Genomic DNA, 24,647 nt, shown 5'->3' with positions numbered 1-24,647 from the left:
GCCGCAAGGCCGTCAACTGCCGGTGCCGGTCCGGCCCCAGTCCGGGCCCGCGCGGTCCCAGGCCCGGTCCAGGCGGGCGTACCGGCGACGGATCATCCGCCAGACCGCGAACCGCCGACCGCCCTCGATCAGGCCTGCGGTCAGCAGGGCCGCGCCTGTGCCGGCGAGGACGGCATGGGTGGTGGCGGTGGCGGAGTCCAGCGGCCGGGCCGCCGTCCGCCCGTGCAGGTCCGTCCACATGGTGAAGTGGTCGCCGCGGTGCGGGCTCTGGAGATCGGCCATGACCTTGCCCTCGTGCCTGGTGCCGTCCGGCGCTGTCCAGTCGGCCACCACACGGCTTCGCAGATCCCGCCCGGAGGAGGTCTCGGGATCGGCGTCCAGCGGTGAGCGGTTCAGCTTGCGGACCACCGTCGCCGTCACCAGGTGGCGGGACTCGAGCTGGGCCCGCGCGGTCCGCTGCAGAGTGTCCTGGGCCGCCCCGCCGGTGAGAGCACCGATCACCGGTCCGCCGACCAGGATCAGCACCAGGGCCACGAGGCCCACCCAGGCCTCGGCCAGGTCGGTCCCGCGGCGCAGCGGATTGTGCCGCCAACGCCAGAGTCCGCTGATCGCTCGCACCGTCCGCACCCCCTTCCCGCTCCGTGATAACCCCCCGCCGAGGAGTTCAGGTGGGGCACAGGCCGAAGAGAGAGCGAAATCACCTGGGGCCCGGTCCTCTCATGAACTCCTCATGAAAGCCCCAACGCGCAGGCCCCCGGGCCGGGTTCCCGTGACCGGGCACAGGCGGATCTTTGACGGAACTCCGTCCGCGGCCGCTTCCCCGACGGCTCGCCCGCGCGGTCGCCTATTCGAGAATCCTGACCGGATCGCCGACCCGAATCGTGCCGCGGGACCGCGGCACGAGGTTCTGCCCGAACACCAGCTTGCTGCCGAAGCGCCGGTGGCGGCCCAGGGTGTGCAGGGGCTCCTTGCCGAGGACGGCGTCGGTCTGGTCGGTCGTGGTCACGACGCACCGCCCGCACATCTTGGCCACCCGGAAGGTGACGTCGCCGATCGCGATGAGCGACCAGTCGTCCTCGGCCCAGGCGCCGGTACCGTCCACGACCACGTTCGGCCGGAAACGGTCCATGGGCAGCGGGCCCTCGGCCGCGTGCCGGCCCTCGGAGATCAGGGAGTTGAGGGCATCGAGGGAGGCCGTGGAAGCGAGCAGCAGCGGATACCCGTCCGCGAAGGTGACGGTCTCGCCCGGCAGCGCGTACTCGGGGTCGACCGGGCGCCGGGTGGCGGGGTCGTCCAGGTGGACGAGGCGGGCCGTGCTGCCGAGGTAGTCGCTGCACCAGGAGTGTGCGGCCGCGCCGGCGGCGGGCACGCCCTCGACCTTGTCCCCGAACAGGTCGAGGGTGACGGTCTCGGCAGGCTCGGGAACCGGGACGGTCAGCGGATCCATGCCGGGCGCGGACAGCACGACGCCGCCGCCGGGCATCAGCTCGGCGGCGGCCAGCGCGAGGCGCGGCTGCTGTCGCTGTGTGACGACCTTTCCCCCGTCGTCGACCAGCGCCCAGCGCCGGTCTCCGGCCAGCCCCCAGGGCTCGACCTCGGCCTCCCGGAGCGCGAGACCCCGGAACGCCTTGACCGGATGGACGTGAATCGACAGCAGTTGCGCATTCCCCATGAGGCCATCGTGCCAGGGGGCACCGACGGCCGGGGAGGGGTATCAGTACCCGCGGTACTGCTGGTTGTACGGGTCCTGGTACGGGGCCGCCTGCGCGGGCCGGGGAGCCGCGGGGCGCATCGCCTCGTAGCCCGTGCCCATGCCGGGAGCCGCCGGACGCGGCTGCTGCTGCGGCCCGGGATAACCGCGCGGCGCGGCGGCCTGCTGCGGGATGTACGCCGCGGGCGCCTGCTGCAGGGGAGAGGGCTGCTGGGCCTGCGGATAGCCGTAGGCGTACTGGGAGGGGCCCGCGGGAAGAGCGGGCAGCGCGGACGGCAGCGCCGGCAGATTACTGACCGGGACGTCGTACATGGCAGGGACCCGGATCGGGGCGATCTGCGGGGTGCCCCGCTCGGCCACGAGCGAGTCGTAGATCGGAGTGTCCGGGAAGGAGGCGGAGTAGTAGCCGCCGCCATAAGTGGAGCGGGGGGAGGTCATGGCACATAAGGTAAGCCCACGATGTGCTGGTTGGGGAGACCGATAAGAGGGTTGTTTTCCGTGTCGGCAGTGACGTGGGATCCCCAATGCGAGCGAACTCGGCAAAAAAGGACGCCGAACCGTCCCCGAATCATGTAAAGGCCGAGTTCCCGGCGGGTTACCGACGGTTGACCGGCGATCTTCCTGTGCGTGGGATGGGAGTTCGCTGTCCCGGGGGAATAGGTTGAACGTATAGAACACAAGGGACCGCCCGGGGCGCGTCCTGGCCTGCCGACACCTGATGGGGGCGCACATGTCAATGTCGAAAGGGTCGAACGTTCCGGTGCCGACGACGGCACTGCGCGTCGAATTGAGCTGGCGTTCCGGACCGGGAGTCCCTCCCGCGGACGCCTCCGCCCTGCTGCTGGTCGGAGGAAAGGTTCGTTCCGACGCCGACTTCGTCTTCTACAACCAGCCCGAGCACGTCTCCGGAGCGGTCCGCCACGAAGGCAAGCGGACCGACGGCGCCCAGGTGACCGACACACTGCTCGTCGACCTCGCGCGCGTGGAGCCGTCGGTGGAGACCGTCGTGCTCGCCGCTTCCGCGGACGGCGGGACCTTCGCGCGGGTTCCGGATCTGTGCATCGAGGTCCGGGACGCGGCGCAGGGCACCGTGGCCGCACGGTTCGGCAGCATGGACGCCACCGTCGAAACCGCTTTCGTCCTCGGTGAGTTCTACCGTCGTCAGGGCGCCTGGAAGTTCCGTGCCGTGGGGCAGGGGTACGACAGCGGACTGGAAGGTCTGGCAACGGACTTCGGGATCACCGTGGACGAACCCCAGCAGGCCGCGCCCCCGGTCAGCACGCCCGCGCCGGTCACCGCGCCGCCCCCGCCCACCACGCCGCCCCCGCCCACCGCACAGCCGGTCCGCCTCACCAAAGTCACGCTGACCAAGTCGGCTCCCTCCGTCTCCCTCACCAAACAGGGCGGCACCTCGGGCGCGATGCGCGTGAACCTCAACTGGCAGGTGCACAAACAGTTCTCGGGCTGGGGCAGCAAGCGCGGCCGCGCGACGGCCATGCACGCGGACCTCGACCTCGACCTGTGCGCCCTGTACGAACTCAGCGACGGCCGCAAGGGCGTCGTACAGGCACTGGGCAACGCCTATGGAGCCCTGCACCAGCCGCCGTACATCCACCTCGACGGCGACGACCGCACCGGTTCGAGCGCCGCCGGCGAGAACCTCACCGTGAATCTCGACCACACGCGGGACTTCCGGCGCATCCTTGTCTTCGTGACCATCTACGAGGGCGCGCGGTCCTTCGCCGACCTGCACGCCACGGTCACGCTGCAGCCGCAGCACGGCGGACCGATCGAGTTCTCCCTCGACGAGTGCACCGTGCCCTCGACGGTGTGCGCCCTGGCCCTGATCACCAACACCGGCGACGACCTGGTCGTCCAGCGCGAGGCCCGCTACCTGGTCCCCGACCGTGGGGTGAGCCCGCAGCGGACGGTGGACCACGTATACGGCTGGGGCATGAACTGGACGCCGGGCCGTAAGTGAGGCCGCGCCTCACTCGCTTCAGCTCTTCTCGCCGACGACGGTGTCCGGGCGGGCGTAGGTACGGCCCTTCCAGGCCGCGCCGCGCCCCCTGTAGTGCTGCACCGCCGAATCGACCGTCATGAGGAGGTACAGGAACGCGGTGAAGGGCAGCAGGGGAGCGAGCCACAGGGGCTGCCGGTAGTAGCGGAGCATGGGGACGTAGGTCCCTGTCATGACCAGCCACGCGAGCGCACCGAGCAGCGAGGTCGCCGTACTCCCCGTCACCGGGCCCACGACGACGGCGACGGGCGGCACCAGATAGATCAACGCGAGCCCGGCGACCGTCCCGAGCAGCACCAGAGGGTTGTGGCGGAGCTGGGCGTACGCGCTGCGCGACACCATCCGCCACAGGTCGTGCAGCCGGGGATAGGGGCGCACGCTGTCCACGCGCTCGGCGAGGCCCAGCCAGATGTGACCGCCCCCGCCCTTGACGGCCCGCGCGAGGGCCACGTCGTCGATGACGGCATGCCGGATGGCGTCCGGGATCCGCGCCCGCTCGGCGGTCCCGGCGCGCAGCAGGACACAGCCGCCCGCCGCGGCCGCCGTTCGTGAGCCCTTCCTGCCGATCCTGCGGAACGGATACAACTGCGCGAAGAAGTAGACGAACGCCGGCACCACGAGCCGCTCCCACAGGCTCTCCACCCGCAGCCGGGCCATCTGCGAGACGACGTCGAAACCCCCGGCATGCGCGGCGGCCACGAGCCGCCGCAGGCTGTCCGGCTCGTGCGCGATGTCGGCGTCCGTCAGCAGCAGGTACTCGGGGCCACGCGCGCGTGCCAGGCCGATGCCGTGGCGCACCGCCCAGAGCTTGCCCGTCCACCCCGCCGGCGGCTCCCCGGGTGAGGACAGGGTCAGCGGCAGACCACCGTGCCGCAGCGCCAGTTCACGTGCCAGTTCCCCGGTGCCGTCCGAGCTGCCGTCGTCGACGAGGAAGACCTCCGCCCGGCCGGGATAGTCCTGGGCCAGCAGCGAGGGGAGACTCGCGGACAGCACCTCCGCCTCGTCGCGGGCCGGCACCACGACACCCACGGACGGCCAGACCCCCGGATCCCGTTCCGGCGGCAGTCTCACATCCGTGCGCCAGAAGAAGCCCTGGCAGAGCAGCAGCCACAGCCAGGCGGCGAGGGATACGGCGGCGGTCCACGCGATGGCGCTCACGCGCGCAGTCTGCCCCACGGGACCGGCCCCAAAGGGCTCATCGTCTATCGTGGCCGGGTGAAGATCGCGCTCTTGGACTCCGGAATCGGTCTGCTCGCGGCCACCGCCGCGGTACGGCGACTGCGCCCCGACGCCGATCTCGTGCTCTCCCTCGACCCCGACGGCATGCCCTGGGGTCCCCGCACGCCGGACGACATCGTCTCGCGCGCGCTGAGCCTCGCCGAGGCCGCCGCAGCTCATGGTCCCGAGGCCCTGATCATCGGGTGCAACACCGCCACCGTGCACGCCCTGACGGCCCTGCGCGCCCGCCTCGAACCCGGCCTTCCCGTCATTGGCACCGTCCCCGCCATCAAGCCGGCCGCGGCCGGCGGTGGCCCCTTCGCCATCTGGGCGACGCCCGCCACCACGGGCAGCCCCTACCAGCGCGGCCTTCTCGACGAGTTCGCCGACGGAGTGCCGGCCACCGAGGTGCCCTGCCACGGCCTGGCCGAGGCCGTGGAGCACGCCGACGAGGCCGCGATCGACGCCGCCGTGGCCGCGGCCGCCGCCCTGACCCCCGAGGACGTGACGACCGTCGTGCTGGGCTGCACCCACTACGAACTGGTCGCCGAGCGCATCCGTGCCGCCGTGCAGCGCCCCGGCCGCCCGCCGCTCGTCCTGCACGGCTCCGCCGGAGCCGTCGCCGCCCAGGCTCTGCGCCGGATCGGCGAGCAGTCCGCCCCCGAGGCGGCGGCCACCGGCACCCTCACCGTGCTGCTGAGCGGACGCGAGGGCACCGCGCTGCCCGCGCCCGCCCTGGCCTATGAGGAGGGCCGGCTCCTGTTGACGGCCAGCCCCGCCCGCTGACCGCAGACGACGGAGACGAAGGCCTCCGCCCGGCGCAGTCACTCTCCGCGACGGCCTACCCGTAGCGCGAAACCTGAGTAACCTCGTAGGCATGAGGGACCACCCCCACGGCGAGCACACCTCGCATCACACCGACGTCTGGACCGGCCGCGCCTCCAACCGGATCCAGTGGCTGCTGGCGCTCGGCGGTGCCGCGATCATGGCGCTCGGTGTCGAGCTCGCCGTCGATTCGGCGTGGACCTCGGGCGTCGCCCCGCTCGTCATGTCCGTGGTCGGCTGCATCGCGGCGGGACTGCTGGTCCTCTTCCTGACGCTCGCCTTCGTCCATGTCGCCCTCAAGGTCGACATGGAGTGCCTGGAGGTGCGCTGCGGCCACATCGGCGTGCCGCGCCGCCGGATCCCGCTGGCGCACGTCGCCGGTGCCGAGTTCGCCCCGCACGTCAACCCGCGCCAATGGGGTGGCTGGGGCTATCGCTGGCGTCCGGAGAAGGGCACGGCCGTCGTCGTACGCCGCGGCGAGGGCGTGGTCCTCCAGTTGTGGGACGGCCACACGTTCACGATCACCGTGGACGACGCCGAGGCCGCCGTACGCATCATCCGGGACCGGCTGCGGTCAGGCGCGACGGAGCCGCGGCACTGAGAGCGGGCCGGCCGGTCACCTCGGGAACGCCTCGTCGGCCAATGGGTGAGCCGTCGCCAGACCGGCCAGGAGACCCGCGCCCACCGACACCATCGTGAAGCTCAACGCGTTGCCGACGGCGGAGATCGCCGCCAGCACCGTCAGGGCCGCACCCGCGGTCAGGACCACCGGAGTGGAGCGCGGCGAGCGCCACAACGCGTACAGCAGCCAGCAGAAGGCCGCCGCCAGCAGCACCACCCCGATCACGCCCTGCTCGGCGGCGAGCTGAAGCGGCGCCGAGTGCGGCTTCCCGTCGGGCAGCAGGGACTGGGCCGCCGTGGTGCTGAGTTCGCCGAAGCGCCCCGGCCCCACGCCGAGCGCGGTGTCCTCGCGGGCCAGGTGCAGGGCCTCGCGCCACAGCTCGATCCGGTGCGGGGTGAGCCCGCCGCGCAGCGACTCGGCGAGCCCCTCCGGCACCGCGTTCCCGGCCACCGCCCACGTCAGGCCGGTCACCGTGGTCGCGGCGAGGACGAGACCGGCGATGCCAGGACCGCGGTGGTGCATCCGGCCCGCGGCGAGTGAGCACAGCAGGACCACCGCGCAGGTGACCAGTCCGGATACCGACCCCAGGGCGGCCGAGGCCACGGCGATGCCGACGGCGAGCAGCCGGAGGAGAAGCCGCAGGGCGGGCTCCGCGGTGGACCAGGCGGCGCAGCACGCGGCACCGGTGGCGAGCGTCAGCAGGGCGGTCGTGGCACCCGCGTGACCGAGCGGTCCGACGAGCTCGGGCCCCGGTGCCAGCCGGGGGAGCCCCACCGCCAGGCCCAGGCCCGTCAGTGCGGCGGCGCAGGGTGCGGCGACCGGCAGCAACGCCCCCGAGATCCGGCCGGCGGCGTATCCCGCGGCGACGGCCAGCAAGGCGAGGAGGACGCCCTCCGGACGGCCGTCGTGCGCGGCCGCAGTGATCAGCGACCAGGTGGCACTGGCCCCGAGCACCAGCACACCCACCGCGTCGGAAACGTTTCGTCTGTCGCCGTCCTCCTCGGATCCGGCCACAGTCGTCATCCCCGTGGAACCCACCCCGCCCCCCGAACCCCGGTCCCCCGACCTGTGGCCCCGCCGCCCGGACGCTACCGGCTCCCAGGGCGGGGACTTCGGCACACCGTAACTGCTGATGGGCGATTTGTGGACGAGTTGTGCGGGTCGACCCTGTCACGCGGCGGCTCACACGCCCGGTCGCGGGCTCCGGTCACCGGACGGACCGGGCCGACGACGCCGAGGTCAGCCGCCGTACACTCCCTGGGTGACCGTCACCGCAACTTCCGTGGACGAGTCGGACCAGCTGGAGCCCCGGTCCGCGCCCACCTCCCGCTGGGCCGCCCGACTCCGCCGTCTCGTCCCGGCCGCCGCCGCGGCGCTCTCCGGAGTGCTGCTCTACGTCAGCTTCCCGCCACGCACCCTGTGGTGGCTGGCCCTGCCCGCCTTCGCAGCCTTCGGCTGGGTGCTGCGCGGACGCGGCTGGAAGGCGGCCTTCGGGCTCGGCTATCTCTTCGGCCTGGGCTTCCTGCTGCCGCTGCTGGTGTGGACCGGCGTCGAGGTCGGCCCCGTGCCCTGGATCGCGCTGGTCGCGGTCGAGGCGGTCTTCGTCGCGATGGTCGGCGTGGGCGTCGCCGCGGTGTCGAAGCTGCCTGGCTCACCGGTGTGGGCGGCGGCCGTGTGGATCGCCGGCGAAGCGGCACGCGCGCGTGCGCCGTTCAACGGCTTCCCCTGGGGCAAGATCGCGTTCGGACAGGCGGACGGCGTCTTCCTGCCGCTCGCCGCGGTGGGCGGCACGCCCGTCCTGGGGTTCGCCGTCGTCCTGTGCGGCTTCGGCCTGTACGAGATCGTGCGTCTGCTCGTGGAGCGGCGCGGGATCGGTGCCGTACGGCGTCCGGCCGCGGCCGTGGCCCTGCTGAGCGTGGCCGTCCCCGTGGTCGGGGCGCTTGCCGCCCGGACGCTTGTCAGCGACAAGGCCGAGGACGGCACGGTGACCGTCGCGGCCATCCAGGGGAACGTGCCCCGTGCGGGCCTCGAGTTCAACGCCCAGCGTCGGGCCGTGCTCGACTACCACGCGCGCGAGACCGAGCGGCTGGCTGCCGAGGTGAAGGCGGGCAAGGTCGCGAAGCCCGACATCGTGCTGTGGCCGGAGAACTCCTCCGACGTCGACCCGTTCGCCAACACCGATGCGGCCGCGGTCATCAGCGCGGCGGCCAAGGCGATCGACGCGCCCATCTCGGTCGGCGGCGTCGTCGAGCGGGACGGCAAGCTCTACAACGAGCAGATCCTGTGGGACCCGGTGAAGGGCCCCACGGACACCTACGACAAGCGGCAGATCCAGCCGTTCGGCGAGTACCTGCCGCTGCGCTCGCTCATCGGCGCGATCAACAAGAACTGGACCTCCATGGTCCGCCAGGACTTCAGCCGGGGCAGCAAGCCGGGTGTCTTCCGGATGGCCAACGCCAAGGTCGGCCTGGTCACCTGCTACGAGGCCGCCTTCGACTGGGCCGTGCGGTCCGAGGTCACCGACGGCGCGCAGCTGATCTCCGTGCCGAGCAACAACGCCACCTTCGACCGCAGCGAGATGACCTACCAACAGCTCGCCATGTCCCGGGTCCGCGCCGTGGAGCACAGCCGGACCGTCACCGTGCCGGTGACCAGCGGGGTCAGTGCGATCATCATGCCGGACGGGAAGATCACCCAGAGGACCGGCATGTTTGTGCCCGCCGCACTGGTGCAGAAGGTGCCGCTGAGGTCGACGGAGACCCCCGCCACCCGGCTGGGCATCCTGCCCGAGATGGCTCTGGTGCTGGTCGCCGCGGGCGGGCTCGGCTGGGCGATCGGTGCGGGAGTGCGGGGGCGTCGCGCCGGTGCGGCGTGAGCGCACCAGCGCCGTAAGGCAGGGCGGCCGAGCCTGTGCCGGGGGTACGCCGCTGACGGGTGGCCGTCCTGCGGTCGTCCGTTCTGTCAAGATCGCCGGAGGGGTGCCACCGGCGAGTTAGGGTCGCAGCCATGGCTACTCCTGACTTCATCCGCACCCTGCGGAGCTCCATCGGTCACGACCTCCTCTGGCTCCCCGGCGTCAGCGCCGTCGTCTTCGACGACGAGGGCAGAGTGCTGCTCAACCGCCGCTCGGACACCGGCAGGTGGTCGCTGCTCGGCGGCATTCCGGAGCCGGGGGAGCAGCCCGCGGCCTGTGCCGTGCGCGAGGTCGAGGAGGAGACGGGCGTGCGCTGTGTCGTCGAGCGGACCGTCGTGGTCCAGGCGCTCCGGCCCGTGACCTACGACAACGGCGACACCTGCCAGTACATGGACATCTCGTTCCGCTGCCGAGCCGTCGGCGGCGAGGCACGGGTGAACGACGACGAGTCACTGGAGGTGGGGTGGTTCGCGGTGGACGCCCTGCCGGAGCTGAACGAGTTCGGACTGCTGCGGATCAAGCAGGCGCTCATGGACGCACCCACATGGTTCGACTCTACGAGTTCTGACTGAAGTATGGGGTGGGACCACATGTGGTGAGGGCCCGGGGCTGCCTAGGGTCGGAGCATGACCGCTAGCAGCGCCCTCCCGGGACCCCACACCCCCACATTCGACCTAGGCGGCCGTACCGCCCTTGTCACCGGCGCCGCCGGCGGCATCGGGCGCGCCTGTGTGCTGCGGCTGGCGGCGGCCGGGGCCAAGGTGAGAGCGGTCGACCGGGACGCGGCCGGTCTGGAGGAACTCGCGGAGCGGTCGGCGGGGCTGGCGGGCACCGTCGAACCGCAGCTCGTCGACCTCACCGACCTGGACGCCGCCGAGCAGGCCGCCGCGGGCACCGACGTGCTGGTCAACAACGCCGGCATCCAACTGGTCCGCCCCATCGAGGAGTTCCCGCCCGAGGTGTTCCACACGGTGCTCACCGTGATGCTGGAGGCGCCGTTCCGCCTGATCCGCGGCGCCCTGCCGCACATGTACGGCCAGCGGTGGGGACGGATCGTGAACGTCTCCTCGGTGCACGGTCTGCGCGCCTCGGCCTACAAATCCGCCTATGTGGCCGCCAAACACGGTCTGGAGGGCCTGTCCAAGACAGCGGCCCTCGAAGGTGCCCCACACGGAGTGACCTCCAACTGTGTGAATCCCGCCTATGTGCGCACCCCACTGGTCGAGCGGCAGATCGCCGACCAGGCCCGGGCTCACGGCATCCCCGAGGAGCGCGTGGTGTCCGAGGTACTGCTCCAGGACAGCGCGATCAAGCGGCTCATCGAACCGGAGGAGGTCGCCGAGGCCGTGGCGTACCTGTGCAGTCCGCAGGCGTCGTTCGTGACGGGCACGTCGCTCGTTCTCGACGGTGGCTGGACAGCGCATTGAAAGGCACCGGTCGGCACGCCGACCGGTCCGGAGTTTTCCACAGGCCTGACGGGGTGAGCGCACGATGAGCAATCCTGTGAGCATGTCCAGCGATCACGTGCAGTCCGCAGCGCGCTCCGTCGGCAGTGCCGAGGCACCCTTCCTCGACCTGCTGGCCAGGGGCGCGTCCGCCGACGCCTACGAGCAGCCGGTGCTGATCGCACGCGCCGAGGGGCGGCCCGCCGACCGGATCGCCGCGCTCGAAACAGCCAAGGCGCTGGCCCTACGCGTGCGCTCCGAACTGGAGGGCCGGCGCAGGCGGGAGGCCGAGCTGTCCGCCCTGTTCGAGACCGCCCACGACCTGGCCGGGCTCAGAGACCTGGACGCGGTGCTGCGGGCCATCGTGCAGCGTGCCCGGTCGCTGCTCGGCACGGACGTGGCGTACCTCAGCCTGAACGACCCGGCGCGGGGCGACACCTATATGCGGGTCACCGAGGGCTCGGTCGCCGCCCGCTTCCAGCAACTGCGGATCGGGATGGGTGAAGGGCTCGGCGGACTGGTCGCCCAGACCTCCCGCCCCTATGTCACCGACGACTACTTCAAGGACGACCGCTTCCGGCACACCCTCGCCATCGACGCGGGCGTACGGGACGAGGGCCTGGTCGCCATCCTCGGCGTACCGCTGACGCTCGGGCACCACGTCATCGGGGTGCTGTTCGCGGCGGACCGGCGTGCCCGGGTCTTCGAGCGGGAGCAGATCGCGCTCCTGGGCTCCTTCGCCGCTCTGGCCGCGGCCGCCATCGACACCGCCCACCTGCTCACCGAGACCCGCTCGGCCCTCACCGAACTGGAGCGGGCCAACGAGATCATCCGGGACCGCAGCGCTGTTATCGAGCGTGCCTCCGACGTCCACGACCGGCTCGCCGAACTGGTGCTGCGCGGTGGGGGAGTGCACGACGTGTCGGCAGCCGTGTCCCACATCCTCGACGGCACCGTCGAGTTCGCCGAGACGGCACCGGCCGCGGCGCTGGAGACCTCCCGGGCCGAAGGACACGCCGTGCGGCACCAGGACGACTGGATCGCCGCCGTCGCCGCGGGCGGCGAACTCCTCGGCGCCCTCGTGCTGCGCGGCCATCCCGGCCTGGACCCCGTCGACCAGCGCACGCTGGAGCGCGCCGCGATGGTCACCTCGCTGCTGCTGCTCGCCCGGCGTACCGCCTCGGAGGCCGAACAGCGGGTGCGCGGCGAGCTTCTGGACGACCTGCTCGACGCCCGTGACCGCGACCCGCGTCTGCTGCGCGAGCGTGCCGCGCGACTGGATGCCGACCTCGACGCCACCCACGTCGTGCTGGCCGCCCGCCTGGACGGTTCCACCGCCGACGCCGACCAGGAGGCGGCCGCCCGCAGGCGCCTGTGGTCAGCGGCCTCCCACCTCGCCGCCACCCGGCACGGTCTGGCAGCCGCCCGCGACGGCGGCACCGTCCTGCTGCTTCCCCTCGCCACCGGGGACACCGCGACCGAACTGGCCCGCCGTACCGCCAGACACCTCGGCGCGGCCGTCCACGAAGCCGTCACCGTCGGCGCCTCGGCCCCGGTGCGCGACCCCGCCGACCGCCTGGACGCCGTGGCCGCCGCCTACGAGGAGAGCCGGCGCTGCCTCGACGCACTGCGTCTTCTGGGCCGCTCGGGGGACGGTGCCGCCGCTGAGGACTTCGGGTTCCTCGGGCTGCTCCTGGCGGGCGACCGGGACATCGCGGGATTCGTCGACCGGACCATCGGCCGGGTCGTCGCCTACGACGAACGGCGCGGCACGGATCTCCTGCGCACCCTCGATGCCTACTTCGCCTGCGGGATGAGCCCCGCACGCACCAAGGACGAGTTGCACGTCCACGTGAACACCGTCGCCCAGCGACTGGAGCGCGTCGGTCGTCTGCTCGGCGAGGACTGGCAGAGCCCCGCCCGTGCCCTGGAGGTGCAACTCGCCCTGCGGCTGCAGCGGTTGTCGGCGGCACCACGGCACTGACCCCCGAAGCCCTCGTAGCCCCCGCGCGCACGGACGTACGGGGGCCGGTCGGGTCCGGGAGTTTCAGACGGTATGCGCGTCCGCCGCAGGGGAGGTGGCCGCGGACTCGGCCCCGGCGGCCGGTTCGACGTCGGCCAGGTCCCGGTGGCGGGTCTCCTTGGCGACACCGACGGCGACGACCGTGAGGACGGCCGCGGCGATGACGTAGAGGGCGATCGGGGTGGAACTGCCGTACTCGGAGAGGAGCGCGGTGGCGACGAGCGGGGCGGGCGCACCGGCCGCGACCGAGGCGAACTGGGCGCCGATGGAGGCACCGGAGTACCGCATCCGGGTCGCGAACATCTCGGAGAAGAAGGCGGCTTGGGGCGCGTACATGGCACCGTGCAGCACCAGACCGACGGTCACCGCGAGGATCAGGTTGACGAAGCCGCCGGTGTCGACGAGCGAGAAGAACGGGAACATCCACAAGCCCACACCGACCGCGCCGAACAGGTACACCGGGCGGCGGCCGATCCGGTCCGACAGCGCCCCCCAGGCGGGGATCACGGCGAAGTGCACGGCCGACGCGATCAGCACAGAGTTGAGGGCGGTCTGCCTGGAGACACCGGCCGACGTGGTGGCGTAGACGAGGATGAACGCGGTGATGACGTAGTAACTGATGTTCTCCGCCATGCGCGCCCCCATCGCGACCAGCACGTCACGCCAGTGGTCGCGCAGCACGGAGACGAGCGGCAGCTTCTCGGGTTCACCGTCACGCGCCGCCTTGCGTGCCTCCGCCTGCGCCAACGCCTGCTTGAACACGGGGGATTCGTCGACGGACAGCCGGATCCACAAGCCGACGACCACCAGGACACCGGAGAGCAGGAAGGGAATCCGCCAGCCCCAACTGCCGAACGCGGCATCCGACAGAACGGCGGTCAGCAGCGACAGCACACCCGTCGCGAGGAGCTGCCCGGCGGGCGCTCCGGTCTGCGGCCACGAGGCCCAGAATCCGCGCCTGCGCGCGTCCCCGTGCTCGGACACCAGCAGCACGGCCCCGCCCCACTCTCCGCCCAGCGCGAAGCCCTGGACCAGGCGGAGCACGGTCAGCAGCACGGGTGCGGCGGTGCCGACGGTGGCGTGGGTGGGCAGCAGGCCGATCGCGAACGTCGCCCCGCCCATCAGCAGCAGACTCAGCACCAGCAGCTTCTTGCGGCCCAGCCGGTCGCCGTAGTGCCCGAACACCAGGGCGCCGAGCGGGCGGGCGGCGAATCCGACCGCGTACGTCAGGAAGGACAGCAGCGTGCCGACGAGCGGGTCGGAGTCGGGGAAGAACAGCTTGTTGAAGACCAGGGCGGCCGCGGAGCCGTAGAGGAAGAAGTCGTACCACTCGATGGTGGTGCCGATGAGGCTGGCGGCGACGATGCGCTTGAGGCTGGCGGGGGGTGGGGGAGCGGTCGCGGGGGAGGACATCGGCACCACTTCCAAGCGGTAGGCAGGGGACGCGTTCGTGTTGCCATACCGTAGGAATCCGCATGTCAGCGGCACATGTGGCGGGGCACCATAGTTCCGCGTGAAGAAGTGCGTGTGACCACCATGAGGGCGTGGCCGGCGCCGTTGCGAGAGCCCACGGAGCCTCAGGGGTCCGCGGGCCGCGCCGGGTGCCGGAGCCCTTGGGCGGGCGACCGCGCGACGATGCCCGTCGAGTGCGCACCCGGCGGTGGCATGGTGGTCCGAGCCGCTGGGCCGTCCTTGCCGGCATCAATCGTGTTTCCTGCTCGGCCGCCGAGGGCTAGCGTTCAGGTTCGGCCAGTGACCCACGAGGAGCTGAGACATGCCCGGTCGTCCGAGCGCGCGTTGACGTCGTAGGCCGTGATCGGCCTGTCATCGCGTGCTGCCCTTGCTGTCGCGGCACAGCGAGCCTTTCCCTGCCCTGAACCGTCGGTGCACTTCCGTGTACCCGGTGGCGGGCCTCGTTGTCGGCAATGCAAGGGATCCTCGTGCCGTCCGCTTCCTCCGTTGAATCCGAGTCCGGTCGACCTGTTCGGTCTCTGTGGCGGGACACCGACTTCCGCAGACTCTGGCTGGGTCAGAGCGCCTCCCAACTCGGCGAACACGCAGGCCTGTTGGTGCTGCCGCTCTACGCCGTCCTGGCACTCGGCGCCGGAGCCGGCCAGTTGGGCGTCCTCCGTGCGGTGGGGCAGGCGCCGATTCTGCTGCTCGCACTTTTCGCCGGCGCCTGGGTGGACAGGTGGCGGACCCGTACGGTCATGGTTCTCACGGACGCAGGCCGGGCCCTGGCACTGGGTGCCGCCGCCGTGGCCGGCCTCTTCGGCCTCTTCGGCCTGCCCGCCCTGCTCGTGGTCGCCTTCGCCGTCGGGGCCCTGTCCGTGTTCTTCGACGTGGCCTACCAGGCGTCTCTCGTCCGGCTGGTGAAACGCGATCAGCTGGTGCGGGGCAACAGTGCGCTCGAGGGCAGCCGGTCCGCGGCGCAGATCGGCGGCCCCGCCCTCGGTGGCGCGTTGGTGTCGGTGCTCTCGGCGCCGATCGCTGCCGCCTCAAGTGCGCTCTTCTTCGTGCTGTCGTTCCTGTCGATCCGCCGGATTCGGCGCACCGAATCGGTCCCGGGGCGCTCGGAACATCCCCCTCACATAGGGCGACGGATTCATGAGGGCCTGCGCTTCGTCGGGAGCGACGGCTCGCTGCGGACCGTGTGCCTGGCCTCGGCCGCCTTCCAGTTCTCCTACGCCGCCATGACGACCGTCTATCTGCTCTTCCTGCCGCGGGAACTGCACCTCTCGGGCACCGCGATCGGGCTGGTGCTCGCGGCGACAGGGCCTGGCGTGCTCCTGGGCTCGGTGCTGGCCGCCCGCCTGCCGAGCCGGTTCGGGTATGGCACGGTACTCATGTCCGCTGCGGCACTCGGGGACGGCGCGTTCCTCTGTGTGCCCGCGCTGCACGGCACCTCTGCGGTGACGGTTCCCGTGCTCCTCGCGGTCAGCTTCGTGTTCGGGACGGGCGGCCAGTTGGTGAATGTCACGGTCATGGCTGTCCGGCAGACCGTTACTCCGGACAGCATGCAGGGTCGTGCGGCCGCCACGATCACGTTTGTGGGCATGGGGTCGGCCCCGCTCGGCTCCTTGCTCGGCGGATTCCTCGCGGGGGAGTGGGGGTTGCGCACCGGTCTCCTGGTGACGGCCGCAGGGATGCTGCTGTCGCCCGTGGTGATGGCCTTGTCCCCGCTCGCCCGCCTGGGGCGGGTGCTTCCAGCGGGCGCAGGGCCCGCCCATCCATGATCCCCCTGATGCCGGACAGACCCGCAGGCAAGCACGTCGCCATGACTGAGGCCGCCTACTCCGTGCCGTAGGCCGCCCACCGCCCGAGGGCGAACCTGCCGCCCTCTTGCCGGACTTCCACGGCGCCCGCGCCGCCGAAGTGGGCAGGGATGACCAACTCGTTTTCACCGGCGGCCCGTTCAAGGATGCGACGGCGGCTGGACACTGCTTGTGCCGCGTCCATGCAGAAGCGGCTGTTCCAGGAGGGCGTGAGGATCTGCACCGGGCTGTGCAGAAGGTCGCCGACGAAGACCGCCCGGTCGCTTCCCGATGCGAGCCGCAGCACGGATGAGCCCGGCGTGTGGCCCGGAGCGGACTCCAGGGTGAGGTGGTCGTCGATGCGGTGGGTGCCGTCCCACAGGACGCTCTGCCCAGCCCGGTGCACCGGCGCGATGCTGTCCTCGTAGATCAGCCGGTCATCCTCCCGGCGGCCGTTCCCGTAAGCGTTCTGCGGTCCGAAGTGGAAGTCGTCCGCGGCCGGGATGAGGTACTGGGCGTTGGGGAACGTGGGCTCCCAACCGCCGTCCACGGCAACGGTGTTCCACCCGACGTGATCGCCGTGGACGTGGGTGTTGACGACGACATCGACGTCCTCCGGCCGTACCCCGACCCGTGCCAGCCCACCCAGGAAATCGCCCTGCCAGTGGTGGAACCGTGCCGAGCCGGGCCGCTCGCGCCCGTTCCCCACTCCGGTGTCGACCAGTACGGTCCGTCCGCCGCTGCGCAGCACCCAGGTCTGCAGCGTCACCATCGCCCTGTCGCTGTCCGGTTCCCAGTGATCCGGCGCCAGCCAGTCCTCGTTGCCCTTCCACACCTCGGTGCCGGACTCCGGGACCATGCCGCGTGCGGGCGCGAACGCCCCCTGCCACTCGACGACTCGGACGGCCTCGACATCGCCGAACATGATGCTCTGCCTGCTCGCGCCTTCCATGTCCTTGCTCTCCATGTCATCGACTGTAGACCCGGCGAATGAGCCTCTCAATGCCTGATTGGCTCATGCAGATACGCATTCGTCTCACCGTTGACGCTGTTGATATCCTCGTCGGATGGATGTGGTGAGCGACGCGGTCTCGGCAGTGCGCATCGGGCGTCCGTCATCGAATCGGGTGCGGGTGAGCGGGAGCTGGTGCACGCGGTTCGCGCCGTACGACGGTGCGGGCTTCCATGTGGTCCTGGAGGGCAGCTGCTGGCTGCTGCCCGACGGTGGCTCTCCCGTCTCACTCGGCACCGGTGACGTGGTGCTGCTGCCGCACGGCACCGGGCATGTGATGGCCGACGCCCCCGCCGATGCGACGACGGTGGAACACGCGGTGCCGTTCGAGCGATGGGTCGACGGGACGGAGCCGAGCCGGCCCCCGGCCACCTCCGGCGAGGTGCGGATGCTGTGCGGCAAGTACCGGCTTGACCGCAGCCGTCTGCACCCGCTCATGGCGGAACTGCCGAAGGTCGTCCACCTGCCGAACCGAGTGGGCACCCATCCCGAACTGCGCGCCGCTGTCGACCTGTTGGGCCATGAACTGACCGCACAAGGGCCCGGCGCCTGCGTCGCGGTGCCCAGCCTGCTCGACCTGCTCCTCGTCTACATGATCCGATCCTGGGCAGCCCAGGGCACGAGCGGCACCTGGTCGACCGTACTGGGCGACCCGGTGGCGGCCGCCGCCCTACGGGCGCTGCACTCGGATCCGGCCGCCCCGTGGACCAACGACCGCCTGGCCGCGGAGGCAGGCGTGTCCCGCGCCACCCTGGCCCGCCGCTTCACCACGCTGGTCGGCCGCCCGCCCATGGCATACCTCACCTGGTGGCGCCTCACCCTGGCCGCCACCCAGCTCCGCGACACCCCGGACCCGCTGGCGACCATCGCCCGCCGCGTCGGCTACGGCACCCCGTACGCCCTCTCTCATGCCTTCACCCGGGAATTCGGTACCACCCCGGGGCAGTGCCGGGCAGCGGCAGCGGGGCGACCTGCCTCCACTTGAGGGGTTTTGATCAACCCGCCCCACTGCGCCGACCCGCCGAGTTACGAGGGGGGTACGGACGTTCTCCCCGTGTCAGCCGCCCAGCGCCGACAGAACCACGGACCTGGCCTCCTCCTGGACCTGGCGCAGATGGTCCGGGCCGAGGAACGACTCCCCGTAGATCTTGTAGACGTCCTCGGTGCCCGAAGGGCGGGCCGCGAACCAGGCGTTGGCGGTGGCGACCTTGATCCCGCCGAGGGCGGCGCCGTTGCCGGGGGCCTCGGTGAGCACCTGGGTGACCGGCTCGCCCGCGAGGGTGTCGGCGGTGACCTGGCTCGGGGACAGCTTGGCGAGCAGCGCCTTCTCCTCGCGGGTGGCCGGGGCGTCGACACGCGCGTAGGCGGGGGCGCCGAACCGGTCGGTGAGCCCCGCGTAGTGCTCCGAGGGGGTCTTGTCGGTGACGGCGGCGATCTCGGAGGCGAGCAGGGCCAGCACGATGCCGTCCTTGTCGGTGGTCCACACCGAGCCGTCGCGGCGCAGGAAGGACGCGCCCGCCGACTCCTCGCCGCCGAAGCCGAGTGTGCCGTCGGACAGACCGTCCACGAACCACTTGAAGCCGACGGGGACTTCGACCAGCGGACGGCCGACGTCCGCCGCGACCCGGTCGATCATGCTGGACGACACCAGGGTCTTGCCGATCCCGGCACCCGCGGGCCACTGCTCCCGGTGGGAGAAGAGATACGAAATCGCCACGGCCAGATAGTGGTTGGGGTTCATCAGGCCCGCGTCCGGAGTGACGATGCCGTGCCGGTCGGCGTCGGCGTCGTTGCCGGTGGCGATGTCGAACCGGTCGCGCTGCTCGATGAGCGAGGCCATGGCGTACGGCGACGAGCAGTCCATGCGGATCTTGCCGTCCCAGTCGAGCGTCATGAAACGCCAGGTGGGGTCGGCGAGCGGGTTGACCACCGTCAGGTCCAGCCCGTGCTGTTCGGCGATCCGGCCCCAGTAGGCGACCGAGGCGCCGCCCAGCGGATCCGCGCCGATGCGCACCCCGGCCGACCGGATCGCGTCCAGGTCCAGCACGTTCGGCAGGTCGGCCACGTAGGTGCCGAGGAAGTCATGGCGTCCGGTGCCGGGTGCGGCCAGGGCGCGGCTGTAGGGGATGCGTCGTACGTCCTTCAGGCCGCCCGTGATGATCTCGTTGGCGCGGTCCTGGATCCAGGTGGTCGCCGCGGACGCTGCGGGGCCGCCGCTCGGCGGGTTGTACTTGAAGCCGCCGTCGGCGGGCGGGTTGTGCGAGGGGGTGACCACCACACCGTCGGCGAGGCCGGAGGCGCGGTTGCGGTTGTGGGTGAGGATGGCGTGGGAGACGGCCGGGGTGGGCGTGTAGCCGTCGGCCTGGTCGATGAGGACGGTCACCTCGTTGGCCGCGAACACCTCCAGCGCCGTGACCCGGGCGGGCTCGGACAGGGCGTGGGTGTCGGCGCCGAGGAAGAGGGGGCCGTCGGTGCCCTGTGCGGCGCGGTACTCGCAGATGGCCTGGCTGGTGGCCGCGATGTGGTCCTCGTTGAACGCCGTCGTGAGGGACGAGCCGCGGTGGCCCGAGGTGCCGAACGCCACCCGCTGCCCCGGTTCCGCCGGGTCGGGGTGGAGTGCGTAGTACGCCGTGACCAGGCGGGCCACATCGATGAGGTCCTCGGGCCCGGCGACCTGTCCTGCGCGCGCGTCCTGCATGTCCCCGCTCCTCCGTCGACCGTTGGGTACGGCTCCCATTCTCCCCTGCCCGGGCCGCCGGGACGCGCGGGGGGCGGCCGATGCGGTCCGGGTCGGACGAGCGCGGGCGTGCGGCACGCGCATCGGTGAGGAGGGTCGTCGACGGAGCCACGACGTTCGGTCGTGACCGGCCGGAGCTCCCGGCGGCCCCGGTCCGTGGCCCGGAAATTCGCGGGCGATGCGTGCGTCGACCGTCCTATGGTGTGGCGCTGCCGTCCCCGGCCTCGACGCGGCCACCCGACAGGACGTCCTCTATGTGACCGCCCGCGCAGGGATGGCCCTCGACCTCGCCCACCCGGTCGCCGCACAACGCGATCTCGAACGCCTCGAAGGGATCGCGCGACGCCGGGGCGTGGAGAGATAGGGCCAAGCCGTCGTATCCCGGTGGCCATGAGGCAGTAGGTGCCGGTGTGTCTGCCTGTCGCCCGGTCCTTTCGCAGTCCACATCCTGTGCCGGCGGGCACGGATACCTGTACGGGGAGGGAAGGGCCGCCTCGACCTCCCCAGGTGTGACGGCCCCTCCCCGACAGGCATTGCTCCTGCTACCCGGAGAATCCGCGCTCATACCCGGCTTGATCCGCCTTTCTGCAGCCCTCGAAATGGCGCTCGGCCGACACCGAAGGCGCGGTCGCCATAATCGGTCCATGGGGACTGTGACAGCGCTGTACCGGTATCCGGTGAAGTCGATGCTGGGGGAGGACGTGACCTCCGTGACCGTCACCGAGCGAGGCGTGGCCGGGGACCGGGTGTATGCCGTGCTTGAGGGATCGGGTGCGGTCGGAAGCGCCAAACACCCGCGGAAGTGGGGGGACTTGCTGCGCTGCCGCAGTCGTCTGGACGATGCGGGTGTGGTCCGCGTCGTGCTGCCGGACGGTACCGCCCTGTCGGTCGAGGACCCCGAACTGGGGCGACGGCTCTGCACGTTGCTGGGCCGTGAGGTGTTCGTCTCCGCCGTGGTGCCCGAACACGGCAGGCTTGAGCGCGCGGTGCCGGACTACGAGGGCGGTGTGCCCGAGGTGGTGCGGGAGTCGGCCTTCGTCGACGGGACGGGGGAGCGCGTCACGACGGGTCGTGTCGCGCCCGGGACGTTCTTCGACTTCGGCAGAGTCCATCTCGTGACGATGGCGGCCCTGGACCGGATGCGGACCGTGTATCCGGGCGGGGACTTCGACGCGCGCCGCTTCAGGCCGAACCTCGTCGTGGACACCGGCGATGCACCGGGATTCCCCGAGGACGCCTGGCTGGGCGCACGGCTGCGGGCGGGGGAGGCACTGTTCCGGGTCGTGGTGCCCACACCGCGCTGCGTGGTTCCCACCCTCGGTCACGACGAACTGCCGCCGGACCCCGCCATGATGCGTGCGGTCGCCCGCGAGCACCGCATCCCGGTGTTCGACCTCGGCCGGCTCTCCTGCCTCGGGGTGTACCTGGACGTCCTGGAGGCGGGCACGGTTCGGGTGGGTGACGTGCTCACGTTGCAGGAGACCGCCGCGCCCTCGTGACCGTCGGACCGAGCCCCCAAGGGGGCTTCCGTCGAGCTGCCTTCGGGTGTCGCCCCTCGCAACGCGCCCCAGGGAGGCCACCGTTTGCTGACCCGGCGTGAAGCGGACCGCGCTCGGCTTCATGGCCGGCGTGCCCACGGTCCCGCACGCGGCGGGTCAGTTCGTCAGCGGACCCACCCTTGGCATCACAATCATGGCCCGACCGCGCCTCCGCACGACCTGAACGCAGCGGCTGTCGCACGGCTGCTCCAGAACGCGACGAGCGGCGCCTGTAGTTGAACGCCGGTCACAGACACGGCACTTGCAGCGTCCCCGAAGGCCGGCCATCCTGCGGCCTCCCCCTGCGGGCCACGCGCAGCGGAGGTTAAGGTCGGTCCGACCGCCCTGCCGACACCGTGTCCGACCAGGCTCGTGGCGGTCCAGCAGCTCGGGTCGGACAGTAAAGGGTGGTGTCAGGTGCCGAGTTGGGATCGCAGGCTCACGGCGGCCGGGGTGCGGGACCGCTCCCTGCACGCGGATTACGCGACCGCCGCCCGGGTCTTCGCCCGCAGGATCCTCGCCCACTACGCCGCCGTACGCCTGCTGGTGGCCCCGGCGCTGCACCCGCACGTCGTCGCGGCCTACGCCTTCCTCGCCCGTACCGACGACCTCGCCGACCAGGGGCCGCTGCACGAGCGTCTGCCGCGCTGGCATGCCTGGGCCGAACACGTCACCGCGGGGCTGGAGTCGGGGCACGCCGACGACCCGGTCCTGCGGGCCTTCCTGCACACCGTGGCGGTACGGCGGCTCCCGCACCACTGGGTGCACACCTACCTCAAGGCCACCACCGAGGAACTGCACTTCACCGGTCATGCCACCGAAGCCGACTTCCAGCGCTATGTCGACAACCTGGCCCTGCCGGCCCTGATGCTGATCGAGGACCTGCAGTACGAGGGCGGGGGCGACGAGGTGTTCCGGTCCCGTTGCCGGTCGTTCGCCGAGGGGCTGCAACGCCTGGACTTCCTGACCGACCTCACCGACGACCTGAACGAAGGGCGCCTCTACCTGCCGCAGGAGGACCTGGACCGCCTCGGTGTCACCCGCGCCGACCTCGAACAGGGCCAGGACACCGCGGCCGTACGGGAGTTGGTCGCCCAGACCTGCCGTAGGACCAGGACGTCCCTGACCGCCTCGCGAGCTCTGGAGGACTCCACGGTGCCGGGGTTCCGGCCCTTGCAGCGGGCCCTGCTGGACCTGGCCGAGCACCAGCTGTCCCGCGTCGAGAACACCGGTACGTCCGTCACGCGGCGGGCGGTGGGCTACGGCGTCCGCGTGCCGCTCGCCGTCCTGCTCCGCGAGAGACGGCATGCAAGGGGCGGGGCCTACGCGTGAACGGGCCCGGTGAGCGGGCCCTGTCGGACCGCCGGGTGGTGGCGTGGCCGCCCGACGCGTGTGCACGAAGGCCTGGCTGACCGACTCTCACGGCGATCGCCTGCCGGGCCGCGCAGAAGAGCACGGCCCGGCAGGCGATGGCGAGTTGATCCGCACGCCCAGCGGGTGCGGTGGGCTGTCAGTGGCGAACCTTCACCTTGCTGATGGCGGCCACTCCGAGCGCGGCGACAGCGATCTGGATCAGCCACTCGACCCAGTCGACGCCCTTGGTGTCGGCGACATCGAGGGCCGCCGCGATGCCCGTGCCGATGAAGGCGGCGACGATGCCGATCAGGATCGTCCACAGGATGCCGATGTGCTGGCGCCCCGGCATCACGAGTCGGCCAAGGACACCGATCACGATGCCGATGACGATCGCGCTGATGACGCCTGAGATCTCCATGCGGTGCCACCCCATCTTTAGTTGGTGACGCACGAGTGCCCGCCGAAGAGGGGCACACTCCACAGCCTTGGCCATTGCTTTGCGGCCGGGGCGCTGAGGGAGCGGAGACACACGGTGTTGCCGCGGTTCGGGGCGAGCACGTCTCGCCGGGGGAGAAGACACGCGCCGCATGGGTCGGACTGATCAAGTCGAAGCTCAGCAGGTGGAGTTGGCAGGCAGAGAACCTGCGCCAGGCAGGCCGGAGGCGGGCGGTCCCTCGGTCAGTTGCGCGAGTTGCCGAACAGCAGGCGGTAGCCGATCAGGAGGACCAGGGAGCCGCCGATCGCCGCGCCCCAGGTGTAGAGGTCGAAGAAGTGACTCTCCACCGGGCGGTCCAGGAAGTGCGAGGAGAGCCAGCCTCCGACGAAGGCGCCCGCGACGCCGATGAGCGTGGTGCCGATCAGGCCGCCCGGGTCGCGTCCGGGCAGCAGGATCTTGGCGATGGCTCCGGCGAGCAGGCCGAGGATGATCCAGCCGATGATGCCCACGTCGTAGTCCTCCAGTCGGGCCGGGGCCGGGCGAAGACCGCCGGACCCCGATGTGTCGGGTTGCCTGATTGCGCAAGCCTAGGGACTGACGTGGGGGAGAGCGAGGCGCGTCGGGAGCTGGTGACAAGTCGTCGATGTTCTTTCACACACTTATTACATTGCGCAAGCGATGAACCGGCGGCACCCTCTCCGCGCGCCGGGCGCCGGGCGCCGGGCGCCGGCCGCGCTCCCGCACTGAGACAGCGCACGTACGTTGACAGTGGCCGGAGCGGGGCAGGAGAGGACCGTGAGGACACTCGCTGGTGACTCAGAGGACCCGTCGGCCGAGGTGCTGACGGAGGCGGCCGCCGTGTTCGGACTGCTCGCCTCGCCCGCCCGGCTGCACCTCATGTGGGCGCTCTCCCAGGGCGAGAGCGACGTGACCCATCTCGCCGACCGGGTGGGCGGTGCGCTGCCCGCGGTCAGCCAGCACCTGGCGAAGCTGAGGCTCGCCGGGCTCGTGCGCTCCCGCCGTGAGGGCCGTCGGCAGGTCTACTACATCGACGATCCCGACATCGTGACCGTGGTCCGCGTGCTGGTCGGCCAGTTGACCGCCCGTACCGTCCCGGCCGCGCACGGCGCTGCCTCGCCCAGGCATTGACCCCCCTCCCGCGAACCGGGTGAGGGCGGGCCGGGCCGCGATCGCAGAGACGTCCCAAAAGTTGCCGCGTTCCTCCATGAGATCCCTCACCTGTGAATTGCGCCGGGCTCTGCGCTGGCCGGGCCATGGGTTTGTTAGATTGCGCAACTACGCAACCCAGGCGAAGTTCCTGCTTGGCCTGCCTGTACACCGCCGCGCACGCCCGGCCGCCCACCCCTGGGGCGCGTTTCGAAGGCAGCGTCGTCCGTCCATGGGGCGGGCCCGGCGGCGTCGGGTGCGTGCGATCGCAAGGCGGGGGCTCGCCCCGATACCGGGTGTACCGGAGCGAGCCCGACAGCCCGGCGAGCGTGCGTGCCAGGCGTCGCAGGGCAGACGGGACCCTCGAAA

At 71.5% G+C, this 24,647-nt stretch carries 23 protein-coding genes; 12 read left to right on the top strand and 11 right to left on the bottom strand.

Annotation, left to right across the window (positions count from 1 at the left end):
* Nucleotides 1-12 precede the first annotated feature (12 nt).
* From ACZ48Z_RS06095 to ACZ48Z_RS06085, 3 genes are all read right to left on the bottom strand, one after another.
* Nucleotides 13-618: an Rv1733c family protein gene (locus ACZ48Z_RS06095; RefSeq protein ID WP_468734587.1), complete on the bottom strand. Its 606-nt coding sequence runs from the start codon at nt 616-618 to the stop codon at nt 13-15.
* A gap of 226 nt (nt 619-844) precedes the next feature.
* Nucleotides 845-1,672 carry an MOSC domain-containing protein gene (locus tag ACZ48Z_RS06090; RefSeq protein WP_468734586.1) on the bottom strand — a complete coding sequence of 276 codons (828 nt, stop codon included), beginning with the start codon at nt 1,670-1,672 and terminating at the stop codon, nt 845-847.
* A 42-nt stretch (nt 1,673-1,714) separates the two neighbouring features.
* Nucleotides 1,715-2,149 (bottom strand): DUF6643 family protein, encoded by a 435-nt coding sequence (locus tag ACZ48Z_RS06085; RefSeq protein ID WP_468734585.1) that lies wholly within the window; start codon nt 2,147-2,149, stop codon nt 1,715-1,717.
* Nucleotides 2,150-2,447: 298 nt separating this feature from the next.
* On the opposite strand from ACZ48Z_RS06085, the gene ACZ48Z_RS06080 reads away from it, so the two are divergent.
* A complete protein-coding gene (locus tag ACZ48Z_RS06080; protein ID WP_468734864.1) occupies nt 2,448-3,692 on the top strand; it encodes a TerD family protein in 1,245 nt (414 codons plus the stop codon).
* An 18-nt stretch (nt 3,693-3,710) separates the two neighbouring features.
* Here the strand turns inward: ACZ48Z_RS06080 and ACZ48Z_RS06075 are convergent, their stop codons facing one another.
* Nucleotides 3,711-4,889: a glycosyltransferase gene (locus ACZ48Z_RS06075; RefSeq protein ID WP_468734584.1), complete on the bottom strand. Its 1,179-nt coding sequence runs from the start codon at nt 4,887-4,889 to the stop codon at nt 3,711-3,713.
* Nucleotides 4,890-4,946: 57 nt separating this feature from the next.
* Here ACZ48Z_RS06075 and ACZ48Z_RS06070 point away from each other — a divergent pair, with 57 nt between their 5' ends.
* Nucleotides 4,947-5,735 (top strand): glutamate racemase, encoded by a 789-nt coding sequence (locus ACZ48Z_RS06070; RefSeq protein WP_468734583.1) that lies wholly within the window; start codon nt 4,947-4,949, stop codon nt 5,733-5,735.
* A 91-nt stretch (nt 5,736-5,826) separates the two neighbouring features.
* Nucleotides 5,827-6,375 carry a hypothetical protein gene (locus ACZ48Z_RS06065; RefSeq protein WP_468734582.1) on the top strand — a complete coding sequence of 183 codons (549 nt, stop codon included), beginning with the start codon at nt 5,827-5,829 and terminating at the stop codon, nt 6,373-6,375.
* A gap of 15 nt (nt 6,376-6,390) precedes the next feature.
* Here ACZ48Z_RS06065 and ACZ48Z_RS06060 read toward each other — a convergent pair whose 3' ends face one another.
* On the bottom strand, nt 6,391-7,419 hold the full coding sequence (locus ACZ48Z_RS06060; protein WP_468734581.1) for an O-antigen ligase family protein: 1,029 nt from the start codon (nt 7,417-7,419) through the stop codon (nt 6,391-6,393).
* Between the two features lie 238 nt (nt 7,420-7,657).
* On the opposite strand from ACZ48Z_RS06060, the gene lnt reads away from it, so the two are divergent.
* From lnt to ACZ48Z_RS06040, 4 genes are all read left to right on the top strand, one after another.
* On the top strand, nt 7,658-9,271 hold the full coding sequence (lnt, locus tag ACZ48Z_RS06055) for an apolipoprotein N-acyltransferase (protein ID WP_468734580.1): 1,614 nt from the start codon (nt 7,658-7,660) through the stop codon (nt 9,269-9,271).
* 131 nt (nt 9,272-9,402) lie between these two features.
* Nucleotides 9,403-9,882, top strand: coding sequence for an NUDIX hydrolase (locus ACZ48Z_RS06050; protein WP_468734579.1), 480 nt, complete (start codon nt 9,403-9,405; stop codon nt 9,880-9,882).
* Nucleotides 9,883-9,936: 54 nt separating this feature from the next.
* Nucleotides 9,937-10,737: a 3-hydroxybutyrate dehydrogenase gene (locus ACZ48Z_RS06045; RefSeq protein ID WP_468734578.1), complete on the top strand. Its 801-nt coding sequence runs from the start codon at nt 9,937-9,939 to the stop codon at nt 10,735-10,737.
* An 82-nt stretch (nt 10,738-10,819) separates the two neighbouring features.
* Nucleotides 10,820-12,739, top strand: a complete 1,920-nt coding sequence (locus tag ACZ48Z_RS06040) for a helix-turn-helix domain-containing protein (protein ID WP_468734577.1) — start codon at nt 10,820-10,822, stop codon at nt 12,737-12,739.
* A 63-nt stretch (nt 12,740-12,802) separates the two neighbouring features.
* On the opposite strand, the gene ACZ48Z_RS06035 is transcribed toward ACZ48Z_RS06040, so the two are convergent.
* The gene (locus tag ACZ48Z_RS06035; RefSeq protein WP_468734576.1) at nt 12,803-14,191 is read right to left on the bottom strand and encodes an MFS transporter; all 1,389 of its coding nucleotides are present in this window, start codon (nt 14,189-14,191) and stop codon (nt 12,803-12,805) included.
* Nucleotides 14,192-14,718: 527 nt separating this feature from the next.
* Between ACZ48Z_RS06035 and ACZ48Z_RS06030 the strand changes: the two genes are divergently transcribed.
* Nucleotides 14,719-16,014, top strand: a complete 1,296-nt coding sequence (locus tag ACZ48Z_RS06030; RefSeq protein WP_468734575.1) for an MFS transporter — start codon at nt 14,719-14,721, stop codon at nt 16,012-16,014.
* 55 nt (nt 16,015-16,069) lie between these two features.
* On the opposite strand, the gene ACZ48Z_RS06025 is transcribed toward ACZ48Z_RS06030, so the two are convergent.
* Nucleotides 16,070-16,999 carry an MBL fold metallo-hydrolase gene (locus tag ACZ48Z_RS06025; protein ID WP_468734574.1) on the bottom strand — a complete coding sequence of 310 codons (930 nt, stop codon included), beginning with the start codon at nt 16,997-16,999 and terminating at the stop codon, nt 16,070-16,072.
* A 100-nt stretch (nt 17,000-17,099) separates the two neighbouring features.
* Between ACZ48Z_RS06025 and ACZ48Z_RS06020 the strand changes: the two genes are divergently transcribed.
* Nucleotides 17,100-18,029, top strand: a complete 930-nt coding sequence (locus ACZ48Z_RS06020; RefSeq protein WP_468734573.1) for an AraC family transcriptional regulator — start codon at nt 17,100-17,102, stop codon at nt 18,027-18,029.
* Between the two features lie 72 nt (nt 18,030-18,101).
* Here ACZ48Z_RS06020 and pgm read toward each other — a convergent pair whose 3' ends face one another.
* On the bottom strand, nt 18,102-19,742 hold the full coding sequence (gene pgm / locus ACZ48Z_RS06015) for a phosphoglucomutase (alpha-D-glucose-1,6-bisphosphate-dependent) (RefSeq protein ID WP_468734572.1): 1,641 nt from the start codon (nt 19,740-19,742) through the stop codon (nt 18,102-18,104).
* A gap of 235 nt (nt 19,743-19,977) precedes the next feature.
* A complete protein-coding gene (locus tag ACZ48Z_RS06010) occupies nt 19,978-20,151 on the bottom strand; it encodes a hypothetical protein (RefSeq protein ID WP_468734571.1) in 174 nt (57 codons plus the stop codon).
* Nucleotides 20,152-20,425: 274 nt separating this feature from the next.
* Between ACZ48Z_RS06010 and ACZ48Z_RS06005 the strand changes: the two genes are divergently transcribed.
* Together ACZ48Z_RS06005 and ACZ48Z_RS06000 are read left to right on the top strand one after the other, a co-directional pair.
* Nucleotides 20,426-21,280 carry an MOSC domain-containing protein gene (locus ACZ48Z_RS06005; protein ID WP_468734570.1) on the top strand — a complete coding sequence of 285 codons (855 nt, stop codon included), beginning with the start codon at nt 20,426-20,428 and terminating at the stop codon, nt 21,278-21,280.
* Between the two features lie 456 nt (nt 21,281-21,736).
* The gene (locus ACZ48Z_RS06000; RefSeq protein ID WP_468734569.1) at nt 21,737-22,651 is read left to right on the top strand and encodes a squalene/phytoene synthase family protein; all 915 of its coding nucleotides are present in this window, start codon (nt 21,737-21,739) and stop codon (nt 22,649-22,651) included.
* A 178-nt stretch (nt 22,652-22,829) separates the two neighbouring features.
* Here the strand turns inward: ACZ48Z_RS06000 and ACZ48Z_RS05995 are convergent, their stop codons facing one another.
* Together ACZ48Z_RS05995 and ACZ48Z_RS05990 are read right to left on the bottom strand one after the other, a co-directional pair.
* On the bottom strand, nt 22,830-23,093 hold the full coding sequence (locus tag ACZ48Z_RS05995; RefSeq protein WP_468734568.1) for a GlsB/YeaQ/YmgE family stress response membrane protein: 264 nt from the start codon (nt 23,091-23,093) through the stop codon (nt 22,830-22,832).
* A 260-nt stretch (nt 23,094-23,353) separates the two neighbouring features.
* A complete protein-coding gene (locus tag ACZ48Z_RS05990) occupies nt 23,354-23,620 on the bottom strand; it encodes a GlsB/YeaQ/YmgE family stress response membrane protein (protein WP_468734567.1) in 267 nt (88 codons plus the stop codon).
* A gap of 286 nt (nt 23,621-23,906) precedes the next feature.
* Between ACZ48Z_RS05990 and ACZ48Z_RS05985 the strand changes: the two genes are divergently transcribed.
* The gene (locus ACZ48Z_RS05985) at nt 23,907-24,260 is read left to right on the top strand and encodes an ArsR/SmtB family transcription factor (protein WP_468734566.1); all 354 of its coding nucleotides are present in this window, start codon (nt 23,907-23,909) and stop codon (nt 24,258-24,260) included.
* Nucleotides 24,261-24,647: the final 387 nt, after the last annotated feature.

The sequence above is a fragment of the Streptomyces sp. NPDC031225 genome (genome assembly GCF_055570355.1).
This window is presented reverse-complemented; position numbering and strand designations above follow the sequence as displayed.